Here is a 26,073-nt window from a genome sequence, read left to right as displayed (position 1 = left end):
GTACGCCGCCAGATTGGCCGGGAAGCGTGCAGCCAATATGGAGCGAATGAGGAGAATCGGCGCCCGCGTGTCGGAAACGACCCACAGACCGGGGGGAATCGCCCGGGGAAACTAGGGCTCTCGTGAGACCGGCCCGTCCCGGGCCGTAAGATAGGACCCCTTGAGCTCGCACGCCGTACTTCTTCGCCGGGGGTTCCGGGCCCTCGCGCTCCTCCTCGCCCTGGGCGCCGCGGCTGTCTACGCGCAGGCGCCCGCGTCCGTTCCTGCGCCCCCGGCGACCGCCAAGGCGGCCGCCGACGCCGTGGACCACGAAGCGGACGACGACGACAAGGAAGAGGAAGCCGACCAGAAGCAGCGCGAATCGGCGCGGGCCACGCGCCGGGCGCGCCTGGAGACCCTGCGCGCCGCGGCCCGCAACATCACCTGGGAGGCGCCCACCGAGCTGAAGGAGCTCTTCGAGAAGTTCGTGACGCCCCCGGAGATCGCCGAGGGCGAGGTGAAGAGCGGATCGCTGCGCATCTTCCTGCGCGAGGTGAACCGCAAGGTTCCCGAGATCGCCGCCTCCGAGGGCTACTTCTCCACGCAGGTCGCCACGCGCATCGAGGGCGAGGGCAGCGACCGGAAGCTCGTGGTGAGCGTGACGCCCGGCCCGCGGACGATGGTCGACCGCGTGATCGTCGAATTCGAAGGCGACATCGCGCAGGCGGGCGACGGCCGCGAGGCGCAGCGCGAAGCGGTGGAGAAGGCGTGGACCCTGCCCGCGGGCCGCCCCTTCCGCCAGGCCGACTGGGACGACGCCAAGAGCCGCATGCTGGAGAAGATCTCCGAGCGCTACTACGCCAACGCGACCATCGCCGACAGCGTGGCCATCGTCGAGGCCGCCGATGCGAAGGTGCTGCTGAAGGTGATCCTCGAGAGCGGCCCGCGCTACACGTTCGGGCCGCTCGTGGTCACGGGCCTCAAGCGCTATCCCATGGACTTGATCCAGCGCTACAACCGCATGGAGATGGGCCAGCCCTACGAGCTCGCGAAGATGCTCGACTTGCAGCGTGCGCTGCAGAACGCGCCCTGGTTCGCGAGCGTCGCGATCGACATCGACCGCGAAGCCCCGTCGCCGGAAAACATCCCGGTCAACATCACGCTCATCGAGCGCGCGCCCATCGACGTGGGCCTGTCGGTCGGCTACGGCACCGACACCGGGGCGCGCGGCGAGGTGTCGTTCCGCCACCGCGATGTCTTCGGCACAGCGCTCGACATGCAGAGCGCCCTTTCCGTCGACAAGATCCGCCAGGTGGGCTTCGCGGATTTCTACCTTCCGGCGTTGAGCCTGGGCGGCCCGCTCGGCGATCGGCTCACCACGCGCGACAGCTTCGGCTTCCTGGTGGAGCACAAGGAGAACAACGGCCTGGAGACGCAGCGTGTCGCGTTCGCCGCGTACCGCGCCTTCAAGATGATCCGCCCCATCGACGACTATCGCGTGGGCCTGTCGTACCAGTTCGAACGCAAGATGCCGGACAACGCCGAGGACTCGATCGCGCGCGCACTCGCCCCGGTCGTGGAGGCCACGTGGCGCTGGGTGGACGACCTCATCGATCCGAGGAAGGGCGGCGTGCTGAAGGTGCGCCTCGCCGCGGGCAGCAACGCGTTGCTCTCGACGCAGGACTTCATCCAGGCCTACGGCACCTACCAGCATTGGATCCCGCTGGGCGAGAGCGACCAGCTCCTGCTGCGCGGCGAGATCGGCCGCACCTTCGCCGTGTCGCGCGAAGGGATTCCCGAGGACTTCCTCTTCAAGGCCGGCGGCTCGCGCTCCAACCGCGGCTACGCGTACGAGAGCCTCGGTGCGCGCGATGGCGATGCCGTCGTCGGCGGCCGCTTCCTCCTCACGGCGAGCGCCGAGTACGTCCACTGGTTCGGCAAGGTGTTCGGCGGCGCGCTCTTCTACGACATCGGCGATGCGGCCGACGACCGCACGGCCCTGAACGGCAATCCCAGCTACGGCGTCGGTGTTCGCGTGCGCACGCCCGCCGGCCCGCTCGCGCTCGACGTCGCGTATGCCGAGAACGAGCGCAAGGCGCGCGTGTCCTTCTCGGTATCGGTGGCCTTCTGAGATGAATGCGTCCGTACCTCCCGAGATGAACGCGCCGGTTCCCCGCAAGGCGTTCCGCCATCGCCGGCCGTGGGTCTTCCATTCCGGCCTCGGTGCGCTGGTGCTCCTGCTGCTCGTGGTGATGGCCGTGGGCTGGTTCCTCGGCACCACGTCGGGCGCGGCGTTCCTCCTGTCCGGCGCGGGGCTCAAGGCCGAGGGCCTGCAGGGAAGCCTCGCCACGTCGCTCTCCGCCGAGCGCATCGAGTACCGCCAGCCGCGCACGATGGTGGCGGTCACCAAGCCGTCGTTCACGTGGTCGCCGATGGGCCTGCTCTCTGGCGAGCTTCGCGTGGACAACCTGGCCGCCGACGCGATCGAGTTCGCGAGCGCGCCGCCCGCCACCAAGGCGCGCGCCGAGCTTCCGGCCTCGCTCGAGCCGCCGCTCGACATCCGCGTGGACAAGGCTTCGATCAAGCGCATCTCGATCGGATCGATCGACGCGGGCGGCAAGATCACGCAGCGTTTCGAGATCTCGGAGTTCGCGCTGCGCTCCGTCGCGGGGCGCACGGCGTGGAAGTTCGACAACATCACCGCGCGGACGCCCATGGGCGTGCTGGAGGCCAGCGGCTCGATCGGTGCGGTGAAGCCGTTCCCCGTGGACATCAACGTGAACCTGAGCGGCGAGCGCGAGGGACGGCGTTATCGCGTCTCCGCGGTGGCGAAGGGCACGCTCGCGAAGTTCGACGCAGTGCTGAAGGGCGCGGAAGGCGGCATCACCGGGAACGCGACGGCGTCGATCGAGCCGCTCGAGGACGCACCGGTGAAGCGCGTCGTCGGCAAGCTGGCCGGCATCGACATCAACGCCTTCGCACCCGCGGCACCGCACACGGATCTCGCCCTCGACCTCGATCTGCGCGCGGGCTCCGACGGAGCTTTCACCGGCCCGGTGCGCGCAACGAACGCGACGCCCGGCCCGATCGACAAGCAGCGCGTCCCGGTTTCGGAGGCGCGCGGCACGATCCGCATCCTCGCGCCTCGCTACGAGCTGAAGCAGGCCGCGATCGTGTTCGGAGCCTCGGGCTCGGCCACGGGCGACGTGATCGTAGAGGGTCAGGAGGCGAGGGCGAAGCTGGTGGTGGCGGGTCTCGACCTGTCGGCCTGGCACACGGCGCTGCGTCCCACGAAACTCGCGGGCGATCTCACTGCGGAAGCAAGCGCCAAGGCGCAGCGCTTCGACGTGAACCTCACCGATCCGCGCTTCGCCATCGTCGGCAAGGCGGCGATCGAGAACGACCGCCTCACGGTCGAGACGGCGCGCGTCGCCGCGGAAGGCTCGAGCGCCGTGGTGCAGGGCACGATGGAGCTGAAGGGCAAGCGCGCCCTGGACTTCGTTGCGACGCTCGAGCACGTGGATCCGTCGAAGTTCGCCGACGCACCGGTGGGCGACCTGAACGGGAAGCTCCGCGCGAAGGGCACGCTCGAAGGCGGCCCGGCGGGCGAGGCGGTGGTCGATCTCACGCCGAGCCGCATCGCCGGCCTTGCGCTCGCGGGACGCGCCACGCTCGAAGGAACGATGAAGCGCATCTCGCGAGCGGACGTGGATGTCACGCTCGCCGATGCGCGCCTGCAGGCGAAGGGCACGTATGGAACGGCGGGAGACGTGCTCGACGTGAATCTCGTCGCGCCGAATCTGGCACCCATCGCGAAGGCGTTCAAGCAGGATGCCGCGGGCTCTCTCAACGCCCAGGCGAAGCTCACCGGCACGTTCGCGGCGCCCGCGGGCACGCTCACCGCGAGCGGCGAGAAGCTGCGCATTCCCGGCGGCTATGGAGCTTCGAAGCTCGACGTGAAGCTCGAGGTCGGCAGCCAGGCCGATGCGCGCGCCGAGGGGCGAGTCGATGTCGTGTCGCTCACGGGATCGACGAAAGACATCGTGCGCACGATGGCCGAGCGCGCGTCGATCACGATCGCCGGCACGCGCGGAGCCCATCGCATCACGCTGGACGGGCTCTTCCCGCCGGAGTCCGAGTTGGCCGGGCTGCCCACGATGCCGGCCGCGGGCACGGAGGTCACCGACACTACGGTGCAGCCTCGGCAGGCGAGCATCGTGCTGGCCGGCGGCCTCGTCGACAAGGCCACGACGCCGACGTGGAAGGGGCGCATCGAGAAGCTCGACCTGCGCGGCGAGGCACCGATGCGCCTGACCGCGCCCGCGGACCTCACGGTCTCGCGCGAGCGCGTCGAGCTCGCGCAGGCGACGCTGCGCGGCCCCTTCGGCCACGCCAACCTCGAGCGCACGATCTGGACGCCCACGCGCATCGAGGCGAAGGGCAACAGCAAGGGCCTGCTGCTGCGGCCGCTGGGACGCGCGCTCAACATGCCCGCGCGGTTCCGCACCGGGCTCGTCCTCGCCGCGGAATGGGACATCACGGCCGCGGAGACGCTCGACGGTCACATTCGCTTGCGCCGCATCGAAGGCGACATGCGCGTGGGCGATCCGTCGATCGCGTTCGGCGTCGAGCAGCTCGAGCTCTCGGTCGAGGCGCAGCGCGGGCGCGTGGACGCGACGCTCGCCCTGGTCGGCAAGCAGTCCGGCCGGCTGAAGGCGCATGCGACCACGACCATCCGCAAGGAGGGCTCCACCTGGGCGCTGCCGAAGAACGCGCCGCTCACCGGCGACGTGGAGGCCGATGTCCCGACGCTCGCGTGGGCCGCGGACCTGCTGGGTCCCGATGCGCGTCTCGACGGAAAGCTCGCCGCGCGCATCGCCCTGGGCGGCACCCTCGCCTCGCCCACGTACCGCGGCACGGTCACGGCCGACGCGCTGCAGCTCCACGATTCCACGCTCGGCTTCGAGATCGACACCGGCACGATCGCCGTCGCCCTCGACGAGCGCGAAGTGGCGATCCAGCGCTTCCACCTCGAGAGCGCGTGGCGCATTCCCAAGAACGCCGAGCAGACGCTCGAGCGCGCGAAGGTGCCCGAGAAGGGGACGATCTCCGCCGAGGGCCGCCTGGACTTCGCGGCGCGCAAGGGCGTGATCACGGTGAAGGCGGAGACCTATCCCGTGTCGCAGCTCCCGGCGCGGTTCCTCGCGGGCACGGGCGAGGCGAAGCTCGAGGTGGGCGATGCCGGCCTCTCGCTCTCCGGCAACTTCAAGGCCGACGCGGGCTACATCGGCCTCGGAGCGACCGCGTCGCCGCGCATCTCCGACGACGTGCTGGTCGACCGCGGCGAAGGCATCGAGGACACGAAGGCGCGCGTGAACCTCGACGTCCGCTTCCAGCTTGGCGACCGCGTGTACTTCGAAGGCCGCGGCCTCTCGACGCGCCTTGCCGGGGAGCTTCGCGTGCGCGGCGATCCGGGGCGGACTCTCGTGGCGAGCGGGCAGATCCGCACGGTGCGCGGCAACTACGACGCGTACGGCCAGAAGCTCACGATCGAGCGCGGCGTGCTCACCTTCCAGGGGCCGCTCGACAATCCGCAGCTGAACGTGCTCGCCGTGCGCGATGGGTTGCCCGTGGTCGCGGGCGTCGAGGTGCTGGGCACCGTGGGCCGGCCCCAGGTGCGCCTCTATTCGCGACCCGAGGTGCCCGATTCCGAGAAGCTCTCCTGGCTGGTGCTCGGCCGCGGCCCGGCCGACGCGGGCGAGGGCGACGCGGCGACGCTCTTCGCCGCGGCCAACGCGCTGCTGGGCGCCAACAGCGGCAACCGCAAGCTCGTGCGCCAGCTCGGCTTCGACGAGGTGAGCATCGGGCGCAACACGACGGGCGCCCTGGGCGCCATGCCGCAGAGCTCGATCGCGGGGAAGACCGGCTCGACGTCGGGCTCCGAGATGCTCACCGTGGGCAAGCGCCTCACCAAGGACCTCTATGTTTCGTACCAGCAGGGCCTGGCCGATGCGCAGGCCTCGGTGAAGTTCGCGTATACGGTCTCGAGGCGGCTGCAGCTCCTGCTCACCGCGGGCGACAAGCCGGGGCTGGACGCGGTCTACCGGTTCACCTTCGGCCGCGAGACCCGTTGAACGCCGTGTTTCAAACGTCGTTTTGTCACCTGGGAAACGGCTTCCCCGCCGACTTAGAATAGTCCCCAAGTGCCGCCAGGGAGGCGGCCAGAGGGAGTGTCGGCATGTACGCGTGCCCGTGGTGCGAGCGCAGGGGTTTCTCGTTCTGGCAGAAGCAGTCGCTGGTGCCCAGTCGCACCGTCGACTGTTCCGATTGCCGCCGCAAGGTGAGCGTGCCCTGGACGCGGTCCCACTTGGCCGCCCTCCCCATCTTCATCCTCGGCCTCGCCGGCCTCTGGTTCGTGGGCGACGCCTTCAACTCCAAGCTCTTCGCCCTGCTGGGTGCCCTCGGCGGCGGCGCGATCGGCATGCTGATCGCCATCCCGCTCTACCACTACCTCGTCCCGCTGGTGAAACCCGAAAAGAAATAGGGTCAGACCCTATTTCTTACCCGCAGACGCCCGTCCATCCACACGCGCTACAGAAATCGCAGCCGTCCTTGCGGATCACGGTGTAGTTGCCGCACTCGCGGCATATCGCGCCGCGCATCACGGCAGGCTCATCCTCGGCGCGCGGCGCCTGGAGGATTCCCATTTCTCGTACCGGATAGCCGCGCTCGTCGAGGACGCCGAGCATCGCATAGCGGTGGATCACGAGGCGTGCGAGATACGCGACCGTCGACGGCCAGTTCTGTTGGCGACGCTCGCCGGGCACGAAGGCCATGAAGTCACCGAGTGGCTCGGAGTAATCCAGCAACTTGCGGAGCTTCATGCCGATCCACGCAGGATCCACCACGCGCATGTCGAGCGACAGGATGCGCGTGAGGCCGTCGAGTGCGCGCGGATAGTGACCCGAGAGCCAGATCGAATACGGGCGCGTCGTGCCGTCGGGAAGGTGAGTCTCCTTCAAGCCGAGCACGAACTCATCCCCCGACGCGGGGTTCGCGATGTCGACGGTCCAGGAGAGCGTGCCCTCGGTGCCGGTGCGCGGCTCTTCGACGGAGAACATCGCGTCCAGCACCGGCGTGGGTCCGTGTCCTTCGAACGCCTTCATGCGCTCGCAGCGCCAGCGCACCACCTGCGCGAGCGCCGAGACCACGCCCGGCACGCGACGCATCTCGCCGTGCGGCGGCATCTTCATGTCGAAGGAATCGTCACCCACGGTTTGCGCGAGCACATCCAGCTTCGTCTTCAGCCACGCGCGGTCGTTGGCGCGCATGTCCATGGAGAGCGTCTTCGCCACGGCGCCCAGGCCGCGCGGCTGCTCGGCGCCGTTGGTCCACACCTCGAACGGGAAGTTACGGCCGTCCTCACCCTCGACGTGGCCCACGAAGAGCGCGAAGCGCCCGAAGGGCGACTCGATCATGTACGTCCACGCCGGGTTGCCCTCGGGCATTTCGGGGCGGCCGGGCCAGCGCAGGCTCGAGAGCACCGGCTCGGGCAGCGACTTGATCGCCACACGGCGATTGGCGCCGTCCACGGGTGCTTCCTCGGTCACGGGCGCTGCGGGCGTCGCGCTCAGCACCGAGCCCAGCACGGCGTTAGGCCGATAGGTGGCGAGCCCCTTCAGCCCCGACTTCCACGCAGCGACGTACAGATTCTCGAACTCGGCGTATGGATAGTCCTCAGGGACGTTCACCGTCTTCGAGATGCTCGTGTCCACGAACGGAGCCACGGCGGCAACCATCTCCTCGTGCGCCGCCGCGGAGATCTGCAGCGCGGTGACGAAGTAGGCGGGCAGCGGCGCTTCGCTGCCGTGCATGGCCCTGTAGAGGCGATGCGCGTGGTCCTCGACGCGGAACTCCTTCATCGTTCCGTCGGACATGCGCTTCTTGCGCGTGTACGTCCACGAGAACGCGGGCTCGATGCCGTTGGAGGCGTTATCGGCGAATGCGAGCGAGATCGTTCCCGTCGGCGCGATCGAGAGAAGGTGGGAGTTGCGCAGGCCGTGCTTGCGGATCTTCTCCTTGATCGCCGCGGGCAGGCGCGAGGCGAAATTGCCACCGGAGAGGAATAGATCGGCATTGAACATCGGGAAGGTGCCGCGCTCCTTTGCAAGGTCGACGGAGGCCTCGTACGAGCGGTCGCGCAGGAACTCCGCGATGCGCGCGGCCATCGACCGCGCCTCGGGTGTGTCGTAGCGCAGGCGCAGCATCAGTAGCGCATCGCCGAGGCCCGTGAAGCCGAGGCCCACGCGGCGCTTGGCCATCGCTTCCGCGCGCTGCTGTGCCAGCGGCCACGGCGTGACGTCCAGCACGTCGTCGAGCATGCGCACGGCCACGGCGATCACTTCGGCGAACGAAGCGAAGTCGAACGCCGCTTCGGGAGTGAACGCGCCGTCCACGAACTTCGTGAGATCGATCGAGCCGAGGTCGCAGCACCCGTACGCAGGCAGCGGTTCCTCCTGGCACGGATTGCAGGCTTCGATCGTCTCGCAATAGTGCAGGTTGTTGTCTCGGTTCACGCGGTCGACGAACCACACGCCCGGCTCGGCGTGGTCGTAGGTCGAGCGCATGACCTGGCTCCAAATCTCCCGTGCCGCGACCTTGCGGTAGACCCACTGACCATCGCCGCGCACATAGGCACCGGCCTCGCGCAGGTTCTCCGATGGTTCCGCGCGATGCACCAGCTCGACATCGCCGCCCGCCTCCACCGCCTGCATGAAGGCATCCGTGACGGCGACGGAGATGTTGAAATTCGCCAGGTCGCCTTCATCTTTCGCATGGATGAAAGCTTCGATATCCGGATGGTCACAGCGCAGCACCCCCATCTGGGCGCCGCGGCGGGAGCCGGCCGATTCCACGGTCTCGCACGAACGATCGAACACGCGCATGTACGAAACCGGGCCGCTCGCACGAGACGCCGTGCCGCGCACCAGCGCTCCGGAAGGGCGGATCGAGGAGAAGTCGTAGCCCACGCCGCCGCCGCGGCGCATCGTTTCCGCGGCCTCGGCCAGCGCGGTGTAGATGCCGGGCTTGCCGTCGACGGTCTCGGTGATCGAATCGCCGACGGGCTGCACGAAGCAGTTGATGAGGGTGGCGGTGAGCGAGGTGCCGGCGGCGGAGTTGATGCGGCCCGCGGGGATGAAGCCGAGTTCCTGCGCTTCGAGGAAGCGGGCCTCCCAGGCGGCACGCTCGTCCTCGGGCTCGGCGGCCGCGAGGGCCTTCGCCACGCGAGCGCGGACTTCGCGCGCCGTCGTCTCGCCGCCCTTCGCATATTTCTCGAGCAGCACGTCGCGCGAGATCTCCTGCGCGGGCAGGGTCCCGGGGGTTGCTGTTACAGCGGTCTTCACGCTCTGGGCCATCTTCGTCAGGTATGTATTCCGACACCGACTTACAAGGTAAGTTTGAACCCAATTGAAGCGCTCAAACAGGTCAGGAAAGGACCGCCATGACTCGTGAAATCGCAACGCTCGCCGGGGGCTGCTTCTGGTGCCTCGAGGCCGTGTACGACCAACTGAAGGGCGTGGAATCCGTCGAGTCCGGCTACATGGGCGGCAAGTCGGCCAACCCGACCTACGCCGAAGTGTGTTCGGGCCGCTCGGGCCATGCGGAGGTGGTGCAGGTCACGTACGACGCGGACGAGGTCGAGTTCCGCGACCTGCTGGCGGTCTTCTTCACGATCCACGATCCCACTACGCTCAATCGCCAGGGCAACGACGTCGGAACGCAGTACCGCTCCGCGATCTTCTACCACTCGCCGGAGCAGAAGAAGGACGCCGAGGAGGTCGTGGCCAATCTCACGGGGGGCAAGGTCTGGGCGAACCCGATCGTGACCGAGATCGTTCCGGCTTCGGCCTTCACGAAGGCCGAGGAAGAGCACCAGGAGTACTACGCACGCGTGGGAAACGCGAATCCGTACTGTTCCTTCGTCGTCGAGCCCAAGGTGGCGAAGTTCCGCAAGGCGTACTTCGACCGCCTCAAGCGCTAGGCTTTCGTGGCAAAATTCCTCGTTGCGGTCACAGGGAGGCCGTGAAACCAAGAACGGGGAAGTCATGCCGGCGGACCAGGACGAGGCGAAGGGCTGCGTGCTCTTCGCCGATGTGAGCGGAAGCACCAAGCTGTACGAGGCCGTGGGCGACAAGCTCGCCCACGCCGCCATCGACGGGTGCGTGAAGATGTTCGCTTCCGTCACCGAGCGCAACGGCGGCCGCGTCATCAAGACGATCGGCGACGAGATCATGGCGGTGTTCCCCGACGCCACCGCGGGCGGCCGCTCGGCCCTCTCGATGCAGCAGGAGCTCGCCGTGATGGCGCCCGTGGGCAACCTTCGCCTGGGCGCGCGCATCGGCTATCACTTCGGAGCGCTGGTCGAGCGCGACGGCGATGTCTTCGGCGACACGGTGAACCTCGCCGCGCGCCTCACCGAGATGGCCTCCCGCGGCCAGATCATCACGTCGTTCGAGACCGTCGAGCACCTGGAGCCCGTCCTCAAGATGGACTGCCGCCGCCTCTACGCGATCCCGGTGAAGGGCAAGGACAAGGAAGTCGCCATCTGCGAGATGATCTGGCAGGAGAGCGACGAGGTCACCACGCTCGCCACGCAGCGCGCGGCGCCCCGCTCCGGGCAGCACAGCCTGCGCCTCGTCTACAAGGACCGCACCATCGAGCTGCCCAAGGAGCGCAAGTCGCTCGTGCTCGGCCGCGACGCGACCACCGACCTCGTGATCCCCGACCGCATGGCCTCGCGCGCGCATTGCTCGATCGAGGTGCGCCAGGACAAATTCGTCATCGCCGACCGCAGCGCCAACGGCACCTACGTCCTCATCGACGGCGACAAGGGCATGGTGCTGCGGCGCGAGGAAGCGCTGCTGCGCGGCCACGGATACATCACGCTCGGACAGTCGCGCGAGACGGCGACCGAGGTGGTGGAGTTCTTCTGCGAATAACCCAACCCTAACGAGACCGAAAGCGCGCACACCCCATGGGCATCAAGGACTGGTTCGGCGGAAACAAGAACAAAGAGGAATTCCGCGAGAAGGCGAAGGAGACGTTCAAGAACGCCAAGCTCACTCCGGGAAAGGCCCTGGAGCTGAACAAGCTCGCCGAGGAGTTCCAGATCGAGGACGCCGGCGACGACAAGACGATGCTCCGCAAGGAGGTCTACAACGCCGCGGTCGGCAGCGCCAAGGCGCGCGGCAAGCTGACCGACCAGGAGGCCGCGGAGCTCGCGAAGATCCAGAAATTCCTGGCGCTGCGCGACGACCAGGTGGACAAGACCAAGCGCGATCTCAATCGCCTGAAGCTCCTCACCGAGATCCGCCAGGGCAACCTGCCCACGCTCACCAAGGACCATCCGTCGCTGCGCGGCCTGATGCTCGACGGCGGCGAGACCGCGCATTGGTCCGTGCAGGTGGATGTTCTGGACCGCCCCACCACCATGGGCCGCGACGGCGTTCCGGTGAAGTGGAACACTCCTTACGTGAGCCGCTCGGCCAAGGTGCACGGCATGCCTTCGGAGGGCGCCAAGGAGCTGGGCGACGGCTACCTCGTGATCACCGACAAGCGGGTGGTCTTCAAGGGCGACAAGTCCGCCGCCGTGCCCTACACGCCGCAGGCCGAGTTCTTCCTGTATGCCGAGGGGCTTCGCATCCAGCGCACGGTCGGCAACACGCTGCTCAAGTTCAAGAGCGGGACCGACGACACTGCGGAGATCGTGGGCGAGCTGCTCGCCGCGCTGATGAAGTAGCCGCGCGCTACTGCGGCTTGGCTGCGTCGGAGGTGAGGAATTCCGCGTAGTTGAACATCGGCAGCGGCGGGGGCAGCTTGAGCGCCTCGGCCGTCTGCAGGTTCACCTGCAGCGAGAAGCGCGTGAGCGTTTCCACCGGCACGCGCGAGGCGGGAATCCGGTTCAGCAGGATCTGCTCCACCTTGTACGCCGTGAACTGCCCGATCGAGTGGTAGCGCGAGACGAGGCCGGAGAGCGCGCCCGTTTCCATCAGCTGCTCGGTCGACGCGAAGGTCGGGAGCCCCGCCTCCATGGCCGCGGGAATCACGAACTGCTTCGCCTGCGTGCCGAGGTAGGAATCGGGCGGCAGGTAGAGCCACTCGGCCTTCTGCGCCTTCAGGTCGCGCACCATCTGCGGCGCGCCTTCGATCGTGACTTTCTTCGCCGCATCGAGGTTGAGCGGCTTCGCGTACACGGTGAAGCCGAGCTTCTTGCCCACGGCGCGCAGCTCGTCGACGATCACCACGGAGTTCTGCTCGGTGGGTGTGTAGAGCACGCCGATCGACTTGAACGGGCGGTACGACGCCATCGCGCGCATCTGCGCTTCGGTGGACGCGACGTGGAAGACACCGGTGACGTTCCGCCCCGGGTTCTTCAGGTCCGTGACGATCTTCGCGAGCACCGGGGAGGCCACGAGCGTGAACACGACCGGGATGTCCGTGATGTGCTTGGCCGGATCGACCGCGTCGTACGCGCCGACCACACCCAGCGTGACCGACGTGCCCCAGGTGTAGATGACGTCGGGACGCGTGCGGCGGATCTCCTCGATGAAGCCGGGCATGCGCGTCGCGTCGCGGTTCAGGTCGCGAAAGGTGATCTCGACCGGGATCTTGCGGGCGGCGAAATAGTCCTGGAAGCCCTTCTCGACGTCGGTCATGCCGCGGAAGGTGATGGCGTAGATGCGCAGCGGCTTCGCTCGCACTTGCGCGTCGGCGGCCAGCGGTGCGAGCACCGCGACGGCGGCGAGCGCGAGCAGGAATCGGCGGGCGAGGTTCATGGGTGCGGGACCTCCTCGCCCGTGGCGTGGGGGTGGTGCATCGGTCCGAAGCGCATCGAGATCGCGAACAGGATGCCGCAGACGAACGCGAGCCCGGAGAGCGCGACGAAGGCGCCGATGTAGCCCCAGAACACCACCAGCAGGCTGGCGAGCAGCGGTCCCAGCGCGTTGCCGAGGCGCTCGAGGAAACGGTAGACGCCGTAGACCGCGTCGGCGCCGTAATGATGGATCTCCTCCTGGCAATGCTCGCCCACCAGCGCGCTTTGCGCGGCGATCGAGAGCGCCTGTCCCAGGCCCAGCAGGAAGACCACGGCGAAGAGCACGAGGAAGCTGTCCGAGAAGAGCATCAGGAAGCCGCCGAGGCCCGAGATCACGAGGCCCAGGGCCACGTAGCGCTCGCGCTTCATGCTCGCGTCCGAGAGCGTCGCCGCGAACGGCACCACGAGCACCATCATGATCGCGTAGACCATCAGCAGGCGGCCCGCCATGGCCTGCGTGTTGCCGATGGAGACGATGTAGAGCGGCACCAGGTAGAAGCACACGCCGGTGAGCAGGATCTTGGCGGGCATCGCCGCGAGGCCCGTCAGCGTCATGAAGCGCGAGTTGGTCATCAGCGCCAGGAACTCCGAGAGCTTCGGCGCGCGCGACGGGATGCCCAGCGGGCCGCGGACCTCTTCCTTCGGCAGCCGCAGGATCGCGAGGATCGAGAGGAAGGCCATCGTGGCCGACACCGCGAACGACGGACGGAAGCCGATGTTGTCGGCGAGGATGCCGCCGATCGACGGGCCGCAGACCGTGGCCACCATGATTGCGCCGATGAAGAGCGCGAAGCCCTGGGCCCGGTTGATGCGGTCGGTGCGGTCGAGCACGTAGCCCTGCGCCGCGACGAAGACCATGCCGTAGCCCAGCGCGCAGAGCGAGCGCCACAGCAGCAGGTCGTAGAGGTTGACCGCGAGTGCCGTGCCGCCGAACCCGACGGTGGCGAGGATGGCGCCCACGAGCATGGCCTTGCGGCGCCCGACGCGCTCGCTCCATCCGCCGAGGTACGGCTGGCCGATGGCGACGATGAGCATGAACAGCATGATCGGCAGGCCGATCACGACCTGCGGGGAGATCCACGGGATCGGCACCAGCAGCTGGTTCACGTAGCTGGGCAGGTAGGAGCGCGTGAGCTCCTCGGCGAGGATGAAGGCGAAGAGCGGCGCGCGGATGCGGTTGAGGTCCGTCTCCTCGGCCTTCGCGGTGACTTCGCCGGTGCCGAAGCGCTTCGTGGTGCGCAGCTGCTCCATCGCCTGGGCGGCGGGCTTCAGGTGCTCGCGCATCTCCGCGTTGGATTCGGCCAGGCGGCGGCGCACTTCGCCGGCGAGCGTTTCGTAGCGGACGTTGATGTGGTCGATGGCGCTGTCGATCCAGCGCAGCAGCCGGCCGATCTCGTCGTTCACGCGGATGCGGCCGGAGGGCGTGAAGTCCCCGCCCTTCATGCGGTCGACCTGGCGGGTGAATTCACCCAGGCCCGAGGCGAGGCGCGCGCCCGCCATGAAGTTCAGCAGCTCGAGCGTGAAGAAGAGGGAGACGACGAGCACGACCAGCACGTCCAGCAGCACTTCGAGCAGCACGCGGTCGACGAATGCGGAGTCGATGCCGATGTGCAGCACGCCCAGCGCCTTCTGCGGGGCGACGATCGGCATGGAGACGATGTACTGGCTGCCGATCTTGATCGCGTCGCGCGCCTTGTCGGGCGTCTCGAGCACGGTGAGCACGGCGGGGCGGCTGAAGTATTCGCGGACCGATTCCGGCTCCTTGCCGCGCGCATAAAGGACGCGGCCGGTGGTGTCGGTGATGGCGATGGAGGCGAACTCGGGGTTCTCCGAGAACACCTCGTCGAAGGTCTGCTCCACGCCGTAGAGCTGCGAGAAGTCGAAGCCGTAGCCCGCGGCCTTGAGCGCCAGCGAGCGCACCGAGGCGCCCACGGTGAGCGCCTTCTTCTCGGTCTCCGGGACCAGCTCGCGCTCGAACACGCGATGCGAGAAGTAGGACACGACGCCCAGCGCCAGCACCACGCTCAGCATGATCACGCCGGCGAGCTGCCAGTAGATGCGCCAGAGGTAGTTCTTGTCGAGCATCTATTTCGCCGAGTCGAGCTTGCGCCGGACGTCGTCCAGCTCTTCACGGACACCGCGCAAGGATTCGCGCAGCGAGGCGATGGCGCCGTCGAAGGCCGAGCCCGTGGGTGGCGGCGGTGGACTGCCGTCCTCGAGGTGGGTCACGGCGGTTTCCAGCACGTGGAGATCGCGCTCGAAGCGCCGGATCACCACGATCAGCATGAGGGGTGTCACCACCGCGACCACGACGAACGCGATGAGGGATGCGATAAGGATCTCGCGGCCGACGCCCACCGAGGCCTTGTCCAGGTAACTTCGCGAATAGCGCATCGCGAGGTAGCCCACGGTGAGGTCGAAGTTGTTCTTGAGGGATATGCCGGCGATGACCTCGTCACCCTCCTCGGAGAACCACTCGGTGGTCTTGGACCGCTTGGCCGCGGAGATCCAGGAGATGGGTACGTCGCGCTTCAGGCGCGCGTCGTCGGTGCTGTAGATCACCTGGCCCGCGTCGTCGAAGACGTCCATGCCGAGGATCAGCTGGTCGGCGATCTTCTCGCGCTTCATCAACGGGGTGAGGGTTTCCAGCTCGGTGAACTGGAGACCGACGTTCAGGGAGGCCTGGACGGCGTTTTCAACGCCTCGGCCCACCACCAGCACGCGCTCGCGAACGATGGTGCCGAACGTGCTCTTGTACTTGAAGAAATTGAGGAAAGCAGACATCCCGATGGCGAAGAAGCCAACGACCAATGCCACCAGGATGAATCGGATGCGTATCGTGCCCATGCGCCCCTACGCCCCGTCCCCCAATAAGTTAAGGATTGTTTCAGCAATCCTAGCACGGCGCCTCGCAAATACCTAAAGTTACATCCGTAAGTAGTTGTCCAGCATGGGATTTCCCTCCCCGGGAGGGGGTTTTGTGTTAGTTTTGGTCTATAGACGGCCTGGGTAGGCCGCCACAGGGGGGTTCATCTTGGGAGAAAACCCCAAGGACAGCACGGAAAGGACTCTGGTCGATCCCGAGATGCAGCGGCGCTTGCGCGCGGCCATCGGGGAGGATGACGAGCGCACGCTCGTCGAGCCCAGGCCGGTCGACAAGACCGTGGTCCAGCCCGTCGACAAGACCCGCGTGGAGCCGGCCGGCGAGGCCGCCGCCAACGAGCCGCGCCGGGCGCTGCCGCCCAAGCCGGCCGCCCAGAGCAATGTCCTGCCCATCGGCTTCCGCCTCCACGAGTACCGGATCGACGGCATCCTCGGCCAGGGAGGTTTCGGTATCGCGTACGCCGCGACCGACGTGAACCTCAACGCCAAGGTCGTCATCAAGGAATACCTCCCCGAGGACTTCGCCTACCGCACGGTCGACAACACCGTTTCCGCGCGCGCCGACGACGACCAGGGCTTCTACCAGACCGGCCTCGACAACTTCCTCGTCGAAGCCCGCACGCTCGCCACCTTCCGCCATCCGCACATCGTGCGCGTGGCGCGCTTCTTCGAGGCGCACAAGACGGCCTACATGGTGCTGGAGTACGAGCGCGGCCAGTCCCTCAAGGTGTGGCGCAAGAAGCGCGTCAACGTGGCCGAGCAGCAGATCGTCTCGCTTTTCGCCCCGCTCTTCGACGGCCTGGCCGTCGTGCACCGCGCGGGCTACCTGCACCGCGACATCAAGCCCGACAACATCTATGTCCGCGACGAGGACGGCAGCCTGGTGCTGCTGGACTTCGGCGCCGCGCGCCAGACCACGAGCCAATCGGCCGACACCGGCGCGGTGGTGACGCCCGGTTATGGCCCGATCGAGCAGTACGCCGGCGGCGGCCGCCAGGGACCGTGGACCGACATCTATGCGATGGGCGCCACGCTCTTCTGGATCGTCACCGGCAAGAAGCCGATCGAAGCCCCCGAGCGCCTGCAGGAAGAAGACCCGCTGCCCAGCGCCGAGGCGCTCGCCCGGGGCCGCTACAGCGAAGAATTCCTGCGCGCCATCGACTGGGCCCTGAAGGTCCACCCGAAGGACCGCCCGCAGGACATGAACCAGTTCCGAGCCGCGCTCTTCGCGTCGGCCGGCGAGCTCGGCCTGCAGGATGCACTCCTCGCGAGCGAAGAGGAGTACTCGCAGCCGGTGAAGGAGAGCTGGGTCGCATCGCTGCGCTCGCCGCGCACGCTGAAGGGACGCTTCGCCAACATCGGGCGCGCGATCACCCGCCCCGCGTCCTGGCCCATCGCGGTCAAGATGACGCTGGCCATGGTCGCCACGGCGCTGCTGCCGATGGTGATCACGGCGTACTTCAATTTGAATGCCTCGCTCGACGCGATCTCGAAGAACGAGCTGCGCAACCTCGAGCAGCTCTCGCAGAGCACGGCCGGGCGCATCGCCCAGCTGATCGGCGACAGCCGCAACCTCGCCAACTATCTCGGCACCGACGACGACTTCGTGCAGTTCCTCTCGAAGCCGCCCACGGATGCCGGCAAGGCGGACCTCAAGCGCAAGCTCGACGGCCTCATCAAGGCCAACCCCGACGTGCAGCTCGCGATGGTGTTCAACACCGCCGGCGACGCGCTCGTGTCGAGCGACCCCGCGGTGATGGGACGCAACTTCAAGTTCCGCGAGTACTTCAAGGTCGCGATGGAAGGCCGGACGTTCATGACCGGCATCGTCGTGGGCTCGGTCGCGGGCGCGGCCGGCGTCTTCTATTCGCAGCCGGTGTTCGCACCCGACGGCAAGACCGTGATCGGCGCCGTGGTGCTTCGCATCCTCGCCGACCCCATCGGCCGGATCATGACCAGCGCGCAGATCGGCAACGACCGCGTGCCCTTCCTCGTGGACGAGGACGGCGTGATCGTGATGCACCCGAACGAGAAGGTCCTCTATTCGAGCCTGGCGCCGCTGCCGAAGGAGGCGATGGAGGAGATCATCGCCGACCAGCGCTTCCGCCGGCCCAAGATCGAAACCGTGAACCAGCTCGACCTCGCCAGGGCGATCGCGAGCCACAAGCAAGGCAACATCACGTACAACTCGAACATCCAGAAGCGCGAAGAGATCGCGGGCTACGCCCCGGTCCCGGGCACGAGCTGGACCGTCGCCGTGTCCGAGTCGCGCGACTACTTCGCCGAGCCGCTGGACCGGCTGTTCCAGAACACATTGCTGTCCGTCCTCCTGGTGGGCGCGATCTTCGTGCTGCTCGCCATGCTCTTCGCGCGCTCGATCGTGAAGCCGATCGAGAAACTCACCGCCGCGGCGCATGCCCTGAAGAGCGGGGATTACGCCAACGCGAACATCGCCGTTCGATCCAACGACGAGGTGGGCCAGCTGGCGCGCACCTTCAACGTGATGATCGACGTCCTTCGCCAGAGAGAGCGTGAACGCTCCGGTCGGCGCTCCGCCCTAGGGTACGACCAAGAGGAAAGCTGATGGCGCGCAAGCCCGCCGCCTCGGTGCGTCGCGCACGCCGCCACGATCCCGATTGGGAACCCCCAATCCCGGGAAGGCGCCGCGTCCTCAAGACGTGGGACGAGTACATGGCGCTCGCGAAGCGCGTCGTCGGCCGCTTCCACGACAAGTTCGAGCTGCGCCACTTCGACTACTGGCATCCCAAGCGGCTGCAGAGGCATTCGGCCCCGCGCTTCCGCAAGCCCTATCCCGTCAAGATCGCCTATAGCGACTGGGGCAGCCCGAAGAACCCGACGATCGTCTGCTGCGGCGGCGTGGCCAACACGTCGATGCGCTTCAACTACCTCGCCGGGGACCTGATGAGCGACTTCCGCGTCGTCTGCTTCGACTGGGTCGGCCGCGGCCTCTCGGCGTGGATGGCCGACGAGACCGACTACTCGCTCCAGACATACGTCGAGCAGCTGCGCCAGATGATCGTGCACCTCGAGTGCGGTCCGGTGATCGTGCTGGGCTCGTCGCTCGGCGGCAGCGCCGCGATCGAGCTCACGGCCAAGCATCCCGCGCTGGTGAGCCGCCTGATCCTGAACGACATCGGGCCGTTCATCCCCAAGAACCGCCGCAAGCGCCGCTCGCAGACGCTGGCGCGCCACTACGTGTTTCGCGACCCCGCGGACCTGCTGCGCAAGATCGGCGCCTCGCAGAAGAACGACGGCCCCATCAGCGACGACATCCGCTTCAACGTCACCTTCCACCAGACCAAGTGGTCGGACGAAGAGGGCGGGCGCATCTATCGCCATGATGTCCGCGCGCTCCAGGCCTTCAAGGCCGATGCGCAGGAAAGCCTGGACCAGTGGAGCTACTGGGATCGCGTGAAGTGCCCGGTGCTATTGATCCACGGCATGCTCTCGGACGCGCTGCTGCCCCCGACCATCAAGCGCATGCGGAACTCGCACAAGGTGAAAGTGATGCACGTGCCGGACACCGGCCACACGCCGGTGCTCTCGGACCGCAACCAGAACTGGTTCATCCACGAGTGGCTGAAGGGACGCGGCGGCATCGGCGAGTGGACCGTGCTGCACGCCCGCCAGCGCGACGACCCCCGCTAGAGCTGGTGCGGGCGGGTCACTTTGACGGTGGCGAGGCCCGAGGCATTGGGTGCCACCGCGAATTCCACGACTTCTCCGTTGCCGACCGTCATGCGGCCTTCGCCGCCCAGCAGGCCATTGAGGATGCGCCCGACGCCCTTGCTCGACACGAGCAGGATCTTGCGATCGAAGCGGGGACGCAAACCCTCGAGCGCGCTGTTGATGCGCTGCGCGAACGTCTCCTCGGACTCACCGCCCGGGGGCGTGACGCGGTTCCTCAGCAGCTCCTCGGTCGCTTCGATCGACTGGTTGTTCCAGACGCCGAGCAGGCGCTCGTTCAGGAGCGGATTCACCTCGATCGGGAGGTTGCCCATCACGCCGCTGATGATCGACGCGGTCTGCCGCGTGCGGATCAACGAGCCGGTGATGATGACGCTGATGCCGAGGTCCATGCGCTGGATCTGCTTGGCGAGCAGGTAGGCCTGGTCGCAGCCGATGTCCATCAGCGGGATGTCGAGGTCGCCGCCGCAGCGAAGGCCCTTGAAATTGGGCTCCGTCACGCCATGGCGGACGAAATAGAAGGTGAAGGGCCGATCGGCCTGGTAAGTCATGGGGGCGCGCTGCCTTGTTCGAAGTCGAAAAAAACCCGGCTCTTGGTGGCCGGCGGGGAGATGGAGATTAGCACCGGTAGAATCGCCCTTCCAATGCGATAAGTCACAATGCGCCTCTTCCGCTTCCTCCGGATCCTCTTCACCCTCGCACGCCACCGCTGGGACCATTCCCGGACCCGCGGAGCGCGCCTGCGCGTGGCCCTGCAGGAGCTGGGGCCGATCTTCGTGAAGTTCGGCCAGCTCCTGTCGATCCGCCCCGACCTGATCCCCGAGGACATCGCGCAGGAGCTCTCGCAGCTCCAGGACCGCGTGCCCCCCGTCGATCCGGCGCAGGTCGACCAGGCGCTGCGCGAGGCGTTCGGCCGCCCGCACGCGGAGGTCTTCGGCACGTTCGACCTCACTCCGGTGGCGAGTGCTTCCGTGGCGCAGGTGCATTTCGCGACGTTGCCCGACGGGCGCGAGGTCGCCGTGAAGGTCCTGCGCCCGGGCATCGACAAGACCATCCGTTCAGACGTGTCGCTGCTGTACCTCGCCGCGGGCTTCATTGAGCGCTTCTCCGCCGACGGCCGCCGGCTTCGCCCGCGCGAAGTCGTCCGCGAATTCGAGAAGACGATCCACGACGAGCTGGACCTCCTGCGCGAGGCGGCCAACGCGAGCCAGCTGCGGCGCAACTTCGCCGACGGGCGCCTGCTCGTGGTGCCCGAGGTCTACTGGGACTGGTGCACGCGCACGGTGATGACGATGCAGCGCATCGACGGCATCCCGGTGAACGACGTCGATTCGCTCCGCAAGCACAACATCGACATCCAGCGCCTCGCGCGGGACGGCGTGGAGATCTTCTTCACGCAAGTCTTCCGCGACGGCTTCTTCCACGCCGACATGCATCCGGGCAACATCTTCGTCGCGAGGGACGGCCACTACTGCGGCGTGGACTTCGGGATCATGGGAACGCTCTCCGACGAGGACAAGAACTACCTCGCCACCAATTTCCGCGCGTTCTTCCATCGCGACTACCACAAGGTCGCGGTCGCGCACGTGGACGCGGGCTGGGTGCCGCGCGACACGCGGGTCGACGAGTTCGAGGGCGCCATCCGCGCCGTGTGCGAGCCGATCTTCGACCGCCCGCTGAAGGAGATCTACTTCGGCAAGCTCCTGATGCGGCTCTTCGAGGTCTCGCGCCGCTTCAAGATGGAGGTGCAGCCGCAGCTCGTGCTGCTGCAGAAGACGCTGCTGCAGATCGAGGGGCTCGGCCGCGCGCTCGATCCGGACCTCGACCTCCGCCGCCACGCGCAGCCCGTGCTCGAGCGCTGGATGAACCAGCAGGCGGGCCCGGAGGCCTTCCTCGAGAAGCTGAAGGATGAAGCACCGCGCTGGGCGCGCACGCTGCCGCAGCTGCCGCTGCTCGTGCACCGCCTGCTCTCGGACGACACCCCGCGGCGCCTCGAGCGCACGCTGATGCAGCTCGAGGCTACGCAGCGCCGCCAGACGTGGATGATGGGCGTGATCGCGCTGGTGCTGGCCCTGCTCGCCGTCGCCTACATCCTGCGGCTGTGACGCCCCCGCGCTAGAACGCGAACTTGGTCGTGCCTCCGTCGACGCGCAACGCCGAACCGGTGGTGGACGACGCGAGCGGACTCGCGACATAGGCCACGAGCGATGCCACTTCCTCCGGCGTGGAGAAACGCTGGATCAGCGACGTGGGGCGCACGGTCTTGAAGAACTGCTTCTCGAAGGCCTCGAACGTCGTGCCCTGCTCCTTGGCGAGCGCGGCCACGAAGTCGCCGACGCCGCGGGAGTTGGTCGGACCCGGCAGCACCGAGTTCACCGTGATGCCCGTGCCGGCCACGCTCTCGGCCAGGCCGCGCGAGATCGCGAGCTGCGCGGTCTTGGTCATGCCGTAGTGGATCATCTCCGCGGGGATCTGCAGGGCGCTCTCGCTGGAGATGAAGATGATGCGGCCCCAGTTCGCCGTCTTCATCGCGGGGAGCACGAGGCGCGAGAGCCGCGCGCCCGAGAGCACGTTCACCTCGAAGAAGCGGCGCCAGTCCTCGTCGGGGATGTCCTCGAAGGCCTTGGGCTCGAAGATGCCGAGGTTGTTCACGAGGATCTCGATGCCGGGGTTCTCCCGCACCACGCGCTCGGCCTCCGCGGCCTGCGAGAGATCGCCGCCGAAGGCGACGAACGTGCCGCCGGTTTCCTTCGCGAGCTCCGTGGCCGCGGCTTTCGCGGCTTCGGCCTTGCGGCCATTCACGATGACGCGCGCGCCTTCGCTTCCGAGTTGCGCCGCGATCGCGCGGCCGATGCCGGCCGTGCTGCCGGTGACGAGTGCCAACTTGCCCTTCAGTTGCAGGTCCACGAACACCTCCAAGGCCATTGCCCGCCCGACGGCGAGCGTCGTCGTTCCCGCGAAGGCGGGAACCCACGACCATTGTAGGTGAGGACTATTGCAGGTTCTGCAAGAAGGCCGCGGGCTCGCCGCGAGCCTGCCGGATGGCGCGCGTGACGGCCGGCTGCACGACGTAACCCTCGAACTCGCGCTGGCGGATCGTGTTGTCGCCGGCGAAACGGGCCTGCCAATCCTTGAGGTCCACCTGCTTCGCGGCTTCCTCCGCCGAGAGCGATGTCGCCGCCGCCACCTTCGAGCGCGCCGCGATGTCGCGCAGCAGCGCCTGCACCTGCTTCAGGTAGGTGCGGTCCTTCTGCGGCGCTCCGTGCATCAGGAAGAGCGTGTCGGCAGGAAGCGCGGCCACCTTCTCGAGCGTTTCGGGCCACGTGTCGTAGTAGGACCCGAACATGAAGGGGATCGGATAGACGAGCAAGTCGCCGGTCGCGACGATGCGCTCCTTCGGCAGGAACACCACGAGGTCGCCGCGGGTGTTTCCGAGACCGAGGTGCAGGATCTCGATGCGCCGGTCGCCGCGTTCGACCACGAGCTTCGAATCGAGGGTGATGTCGGCGGGCGAATCCTTCACGGAGCGCAGCAGCGGGATCTCGGCGCGGGCGGTGGCGAGGAACTCCACGATCCGCTTGCGGCGCGCCTCGTCGATCGCCTTGCCCGTGTCGTCCACGCCCTTCTCGAGCCAGGTGTCGTAGCGCGCGAGGCCGGCCTCGCCCTTGTCGAGGTTCGCCTGGCGCGGGGCGATCACCTGCTCCATTTGATCTTGCCGCGTGTTCGCGTGGGCGACGACCAGCACGCCCGGATACGCATCGCGGTAGAGGCCGTTGCCGTTGACGTGGTCGTCGTGCCAGTGCGTATTCACGACCATCGACACGGGCTTCGGCGTGAGTTTCCGCAGCTCCTCGATCATGCGCAGCGTGCTGGCGGGCATGAGGCCGGTGTCCACGACGATGACATCGCGCTCATTCACGATGAAGAGCGCGTTGCCCTCGATCACCTGCGCCGACGGATCGCGCCACACGAAGCCGTGCACGCCGTCCGCGAGCGTGACGATGTCGTAATCCTTGTTGGAGACGCGCCCCGCGGAAGCCGCGAAGGCCAGCGGGGCGAGGAGGGCGATGGCCAGCAGGCGAAGTGCGTTCATGCCCACTTTGATAGCACGCGAAAATCGCGTGCCGTGTCACCGAACGTCGCGGCGATTGGCTAGCGCGGTACCGGAGGTGACAGGCGCACCGGCTTCGAGCCGTCGGCCTCGACCACGTAGATCCAGCTCGCGTTGTTCTCGTCGGCCGAGATCGCGAGGCGCTTGCCGTCGGGCGACCACGTCGCCATGCGGTCGTTGGCCGCGGTCTGCGCGAGGCGCCGCACGTTGGCGCCTTCCGCGTCGGCCACGAAGATGTCCACCGTTCCATCGCGCGAGGAGGAGAAGGCGATCCATGCATTGTCGGGCGACCAGAACGCGACAAAGTCGTCGTGCTTGCCGTCGGAGAGCCGGCGCTCGCCCGTGCCGTCCGCGTTCATCACGTGCACCTGGTTCCGGCCGGAGCGGTCGGAGAAGAAGAGCAGTCGGCGCCCGTCCTTCGACCACGCGGGCACCTGGTCGTTGGCTTCGCCGCCGGAGATGAGCCGAAGGTCCGAGCCATCCGCGGCCATCGTGGCGAGCCGCCACTTCTTCGCGGTCGCGGGCGGCTCCGAGGCCTCGCGCCACTGGAACGCGATTCGCTTGCCGTCCGGCGAGTAGACCGGCACGCCGGCGAATCCCTTCAGGTCCGTGAGGCGCACGACGTTCGCGCCATCCACGTCCATCGCGTAGACCTGCACGTTCTTGCCATCGGCGCGTGGGGACTGGAACACGAGGCGCTTCCCGTCGGGCGAATACGAGGGATGCGCATCGCGGCCGGGTGCGCTCGTGAGGCGCCGGGCATCGCTGCCGTCCGCGGCCATGGTGTAGATCTCCCAGTCGCCGTCGCGGTCGGACGTGAAGGCGATGCGCTTGCCGTCGGGAGACCAATGCGGAAAGGCGTCGCTCGCCGCCTGCGCAGCGAACGACAGCGCGGCGAGCGCGAGCGCGGCGGAACCGGCGAGGACAGCGGAGCGCTTGTACACGCTAGCGCTTGCGAAGCAGCGTGACCCCGTCGCCCAGCGGCAGCATGGCGAGGCCGACGCGCACGTCCTTGTGCACGAACGCGTTGAACTCGCGCAGCGCCACCGTATCGCGCTCCTGGTTCTTCGGATCGACCACCGAGCCGGACCACAGCGTGTTGTCGACCATGATGAGCCCGTTGGGGCGCATCAGCTTCAGCAGCCGCTCGTAGTAGCCGATGTACGCCGGCTTGTCCGCGTCGATGAAGGCGAAGTCGTACTTGCCCGCGCCGCCTTCGGCGAGCAGCTTGTCCAGCGTGTCGTTCGCCGGTGCCAGCTTCAGCGTGATCTTGCTCGCCACGCCCGCCTTCTCCCAGTGCTTCTTCGCGATGGCGGTCCACTCCTCGCTGATGTCGCAGGCGACGATGGTCCCGTCCGAGGGGAGCGCCAGCGCCACGGAGAGCGAGCTGTAGCCGGTGAAGACGCCGACCTCGATGCAGCGCTTCGCGTTGATCAGCCGGACCATGAACTGCATGAACTGGCCCTGCTCCGCCCCGATCTGCATGCCCGCATGCTTGAGCGGCGCCGTCGCAGCGCGCAGCTCGGCGAGCACCGGATGGTCGCGCACGGAATGATCGACCATGTACTGGTTCAACTCCGGGGTCATGTTGAGGAGGCGCGACATGGTGTCCTTTCAGCCGATTTCGAGGATGACGGGTTGGTGGTCGGATTCCTGCGCTTCGAGGTCGACGGCGATGCTGCGCACCGGCAGCCCTTCGCTCGCGAAGATGAAGTCGCAGCAGAGCGGCACGGGCTTCCAGCTATGGTCGTGCACGCAGAACGTGGGATCGTGCGCGCGCATGCCGTGGACGGTGGTCCATGCATCGCGGTAACGCGGCCCGCCGCTGGCGAGCGGCGCCTGGATCTCCGGGAACTCCGGCGCCTCGGGCGGGAAGTTGAAATCGCCGGTGAGCACGGCGGCGGTGGGTTGCGGCGTGACCGCGAAGGTGGCGTTCGATTCGCGGGGCTTCGGATTCGGCCGCGCGGCTGCGCGTGCGCAAGCCTCGTCGTGCAGCTCGCGAAGCCGCCGCGCCTGCGCCATGCGCTGCACGCCGGAGTAGTACTCGAGGTGCGTGGTGGTCACGCGAAGCGGACCGAACGGTGCGCCGACGACGATCTCCACGGCCACGCGGGGCATCGAGTCCCGCTCCGGATCGGCGGGCCACGGAAGCGCATGCCTGCGTGCGGAGTGCACCGGCAGGCGCGTGAGGATGAGGTTGCCGAAGCGCTTGCGCCGCGCTCCGTCGGCCACGTCCACCGCGATGCCCTCGAACGCCGCATAGCCGGGGAAGAGGGCGGGCAGCGCCGCGAACTGGTTCGCGGAGTCGTTGCCGGGGAGGTCGGGATAGTTGTCGGCGACTTCCTGGAAGCACATCACGTCGAAATCGCCGAGCCACGGGATTCGCCGCGCAATCCGCCCGAGGTCGACGCGCCCGTCGACTCCACGGCCCCACTGGATATTCCAGGTGATGAGCTTCATGCCCGAATCGCTCCGAGGAAGGCCAGAAGTTTGCCAGATTCGGGGGGCACGCTGGCTC

At 67.6% G+C, this 26,073-nt stretch carries 19 protein-coding genes; 9 read left to right on the top strand and 10 right to left on the bottom strand.

Going from position 1 to position 26,073, the window contains the following annotated elements:
- The first annotated feature begins 160 nt into the window (after positions 1-160).
- From DSM104443_RS20750 to DSM104443_RS20740, 3 genes are all read left to right on the top strand, one after another.
- Positions 161-2,110 (top strand): autotransporter assembly complex protein TamA, encoded by a 1,950-nt coding sequence (locus DSM104443_RS20750; RefSeq protein WP_171095756.1) that lies wholly within the window; start codon positions 161-163, stop codon positions 2,108-2,110.
- A gap of 1 nt (position 2,111) precedes the next feature.
- Positions 2,112-6,113: a translocation/assembly module TamB domain-containing protein gene (locus DSM104443_RS20745; protein ID WP_171095753.1), complete on the top strand. Its 4,002-nt coding sequence runs from the start codon at positions 2,112-2,114 to the stop codon at positions 6,111-6,113.
- Positions 6,114-6,217: 104 nt separating this feature from the next.
- Positions 6,218-6,523 carry a hypothetical protein gene (locus DSM104443_RS20740; protein ID WP_171095751.1) on the top strand — a complete coding sequence of 102 codons (306 nt, stop codon included), beginning with the start codon at positions 6,218-6,220 and terminating at the stop codon, positions 6,521-6,523.
- A gap of 16 nt (positions 6,524-6,539) precedes the next feature.
- Here DSM104443_RS20740 and DSM104443_RS20735 read toward each other — a convergent pair whose 3' ends face one another.
- Positions 6,540-9,383: an adenosylcobalamin-dependent ribonucleoside-diphosphate reductase gene (locus tag DSM104443_RS20735; RefSeq protein WP_246232380.1), complete on the bottom strand. Its 2,844-nt coding sequence runs from the start codon at positions 9,381-9,383 to the stop codon at positions 6,540-6,542.
- 98 nt (positions 9,384-9,481) lie between these two features.
- Here DSM104443_RS20735 and msrA point away from each other — a divergent pair, with 98 nt between their 5' ends.
- From msrA to DSM104443_RS20720, 3 genes are all read left to right on the top strand, one after another.
- Positions 9,482-10,021 (top strand): peptide-methionine (S)-S-oxide reductase MsrA, encoded by a 540-nt coding sequence (msrA, locus tag DSM104443_RS20730; protein WP_171095747.1) that lies wholly within the window; start codon positions 9,482-9,484, stop codon positions 10,019-10,021.
- 64 nt (positions 10,022-10,085) lie between these two features.
- Positions 10,086-10,979: an adenylate/guanylate cyclase domain-containing protein gene (locus tag DSM104443_RS20725; protein ID WP_171095745.1), complete on the top strand. Its 894-nt coding sequence runs from the start codon at positions 10,086-10,088 to the stop codon at positions 10,977-10,979.
- Between the two features lie 35 nt (positions 10,980-11,014).
- Positions 11,015-11,779, top strand: a complete 765-nt coding sequence (locus DSM104443_RS20720) for a hypothetical protein (RefSeq protein WP_171095743.1) — start codon at positions 11,015-11,017, stop codon at positions 11,777-11,779.
- 7 nt (positions 11,780-11,786) lie between these two features.
- Here DSM104443_RS20720 and DSM104443_RS20715 read toward each other — a convergent pair whose 3' ends face one another.
- The 3 genes from DSM104443_RS20715 to DSM104443_RS20705 are packed head-to-tail and all read right to left on the bottom strand — an operon-like array spanning position 11,787 to position 15,700.
- Complete coding sequence (locus DSM104443_RS20715) at positions 11,787-12,815, bottom strand: ABC transporter substrate-binding protein (protein WP_171095741.1); 1,029 nt, start codon at positions 12,813-12,815, stop codon at positions 11,787-11,789.
- Positions 12,812-14,938: an MFS transporter gene (locus tag DSM104443_RS20710; RefSeq protein ID WP_171095739.1), complete on the bottom strand. Its 2,127-nt coding sequence runs from the start codon at positions 14,936-14,938 to the stop codon at positions 12,812-12,814. Before DSM104443_RS20710 ends, DSM104443_RS20715 begins: the two co-directional genes overlap by 4 nt.
- Complete coding sequence (locus DSM104443_RS20705; protein ID WP_171095737.1) at positions 14,939-15,700, bottom strand: hypothetical protein; 762 nt, start codon at positions 15,698-15,700, stop codon at positions 14,939-14,941. It abuts the gene before it with no gap.
- Positions 15,701-15,887: 187 nt separating this feature from the next.
- Between DSM104443_RS20705 and DSM104443_RS20700 the strand changes: the two genes are divergently transcribed.
- Both DSM104443_RS20700 and DSM104443_RS20695 read left to right on the top strand, forming a co-directional pair.
- A complete protein-coding gene (locus DSM104443_RS20700) occupies positions 15,888-18,320 on the top strand; it encodes a protein kinase domain-containing protein (protein ID WP_171095735.1) in 2,433 nt (810 codons plus the stop codon).
- A complete protein-coding gene (locus DSM104443_RS20695; RefSeq protein ID WP_171095733.1) occupies positions 18,320-19,405 on the top strand; it encodes an alpha/beta fold hydrolase in 1,086 nt (361 codons plus the stop codon). Before DSM104443_RS20700 ends, DSM104443_RS20695 begins: the two co-directional genes overlap by 1 nt.
- Here the strand turns inward: DSM104443_RS20695 and DSM104443_RS20690 are convergent.
- Positions 19,402-19,995, bottom strand: a complete 594-nt coding sequence (locus tag DSM104443_RS20690) for a histidine phosphatase family protein (protein ID WP_171095731.1) — start codon at positions 19,993-19,995, stop codon at positions 19,402-19,404. The genes DSM104443_RS20695 and DSM104443_RS20690 overlap by 4 nt on opposite strands.
- A gap of 108 nt (positions 19,996-20,103) precedes the next feature.
- Between DSM104443_RS20690 and ubiB the strand changes: the two genes are divergently transcribed.
- Positions 20,104-21,549 (top strand): ubiquinone biosynthesis regulatory protein kinase UbiB, encoded by a 1,446-nt coding sequence (gene ubiB, locus DSM104443_RS20685; RefSeq protein ID WP_171095730.1) that lies wholly within the window; start codon positions 20,104-20,106, stop codon positions 21,547-21,549.
- A gap of 10 nt (positions 21,550-21,559) precedes the next feature.
- Here ubiB and DSM104443_RS20680 read toward each other — a convergent pair whose 3' ends face one another.
- The 5 genes from DSM104443_RS20680 to DSM104443_RS20660 form a co-directional block, all read right to left on the bottom strand.
- A complete protein-coding gene (locus DSM104443_RS20680) occupies positions 21,560-22,351 on the bottom strand; it encodes an SDR family NAD(P)-dependent oxidoreductase (protein WP_171095728.1) in 792 nt (263 codons plus the stop codon).
- 85 nt (positions 22,352-22,436) lie between these two features.
- On the bottom strand, positions 22,437-23,537 hold the full coding sequence (locus DSM104443_RS20675) for an MBL fold metallo-hydrolase (RefSeq protein WP_171095726.1): 1,101 nt from the start codon (positions 23,535-23,537) through the stop codon (positions 22,437-22,439).
- Between the two features lie 59 nt (positions 23,538-23,596).
- Complete coding sequence (locus tag DSM104443_RS20670) at positions 23,597-24,499, bottom strand: TolB family protein (RefSeq protein WP_171095724.1); 903 nt, start codon at positions 24,497-24,499, stop codon at positions 23,597-23,599.
- Position 24,500: 1 nt separating this feature from the next.
- On the bottom strand, positions 24,501-25,160 hold the full coding sequence (locus DSM104443_RS20665; protein ID WP_171095722.1) for a class I SAM-dependent methyltransferase: 660 nt from the start codon (positions 25,158-25,160) through the stop codon (positions 24,501-24,503).
- Between the two features lie 9 nt (positions 25,161-25,169).
- Positions 25,170-26,015: an endonuclease/exonuclease/phosphatase family protein gene (locus tag DSM104443_RS20660; RefSeq protein ID WP_171095720.1), complete on the bottom strand. Its 846-nt coding sequence runs from the start codon at positions 26,013-26,015 to the stop codon at positions 25,170-25,172.
- Positions 26,016-26,073: the final 58 nt, after the last annotated feature.

The sequence above is a fragment of the Usitatibacter rugosus genome, assembly GCF_013003965.1.
GTDB classification, from domain to species: Bacteria; Pseudomonadota; Gammaproteobacteria; order Burkholderiales; family Usitatibacteraceae; genus Usitatibacter; species Usitatibacter rugosus.
Note: the sequence above shows the minus strand (reverse complement) of the source record. Positions and strands in the feature narration are given on the sequence as shown.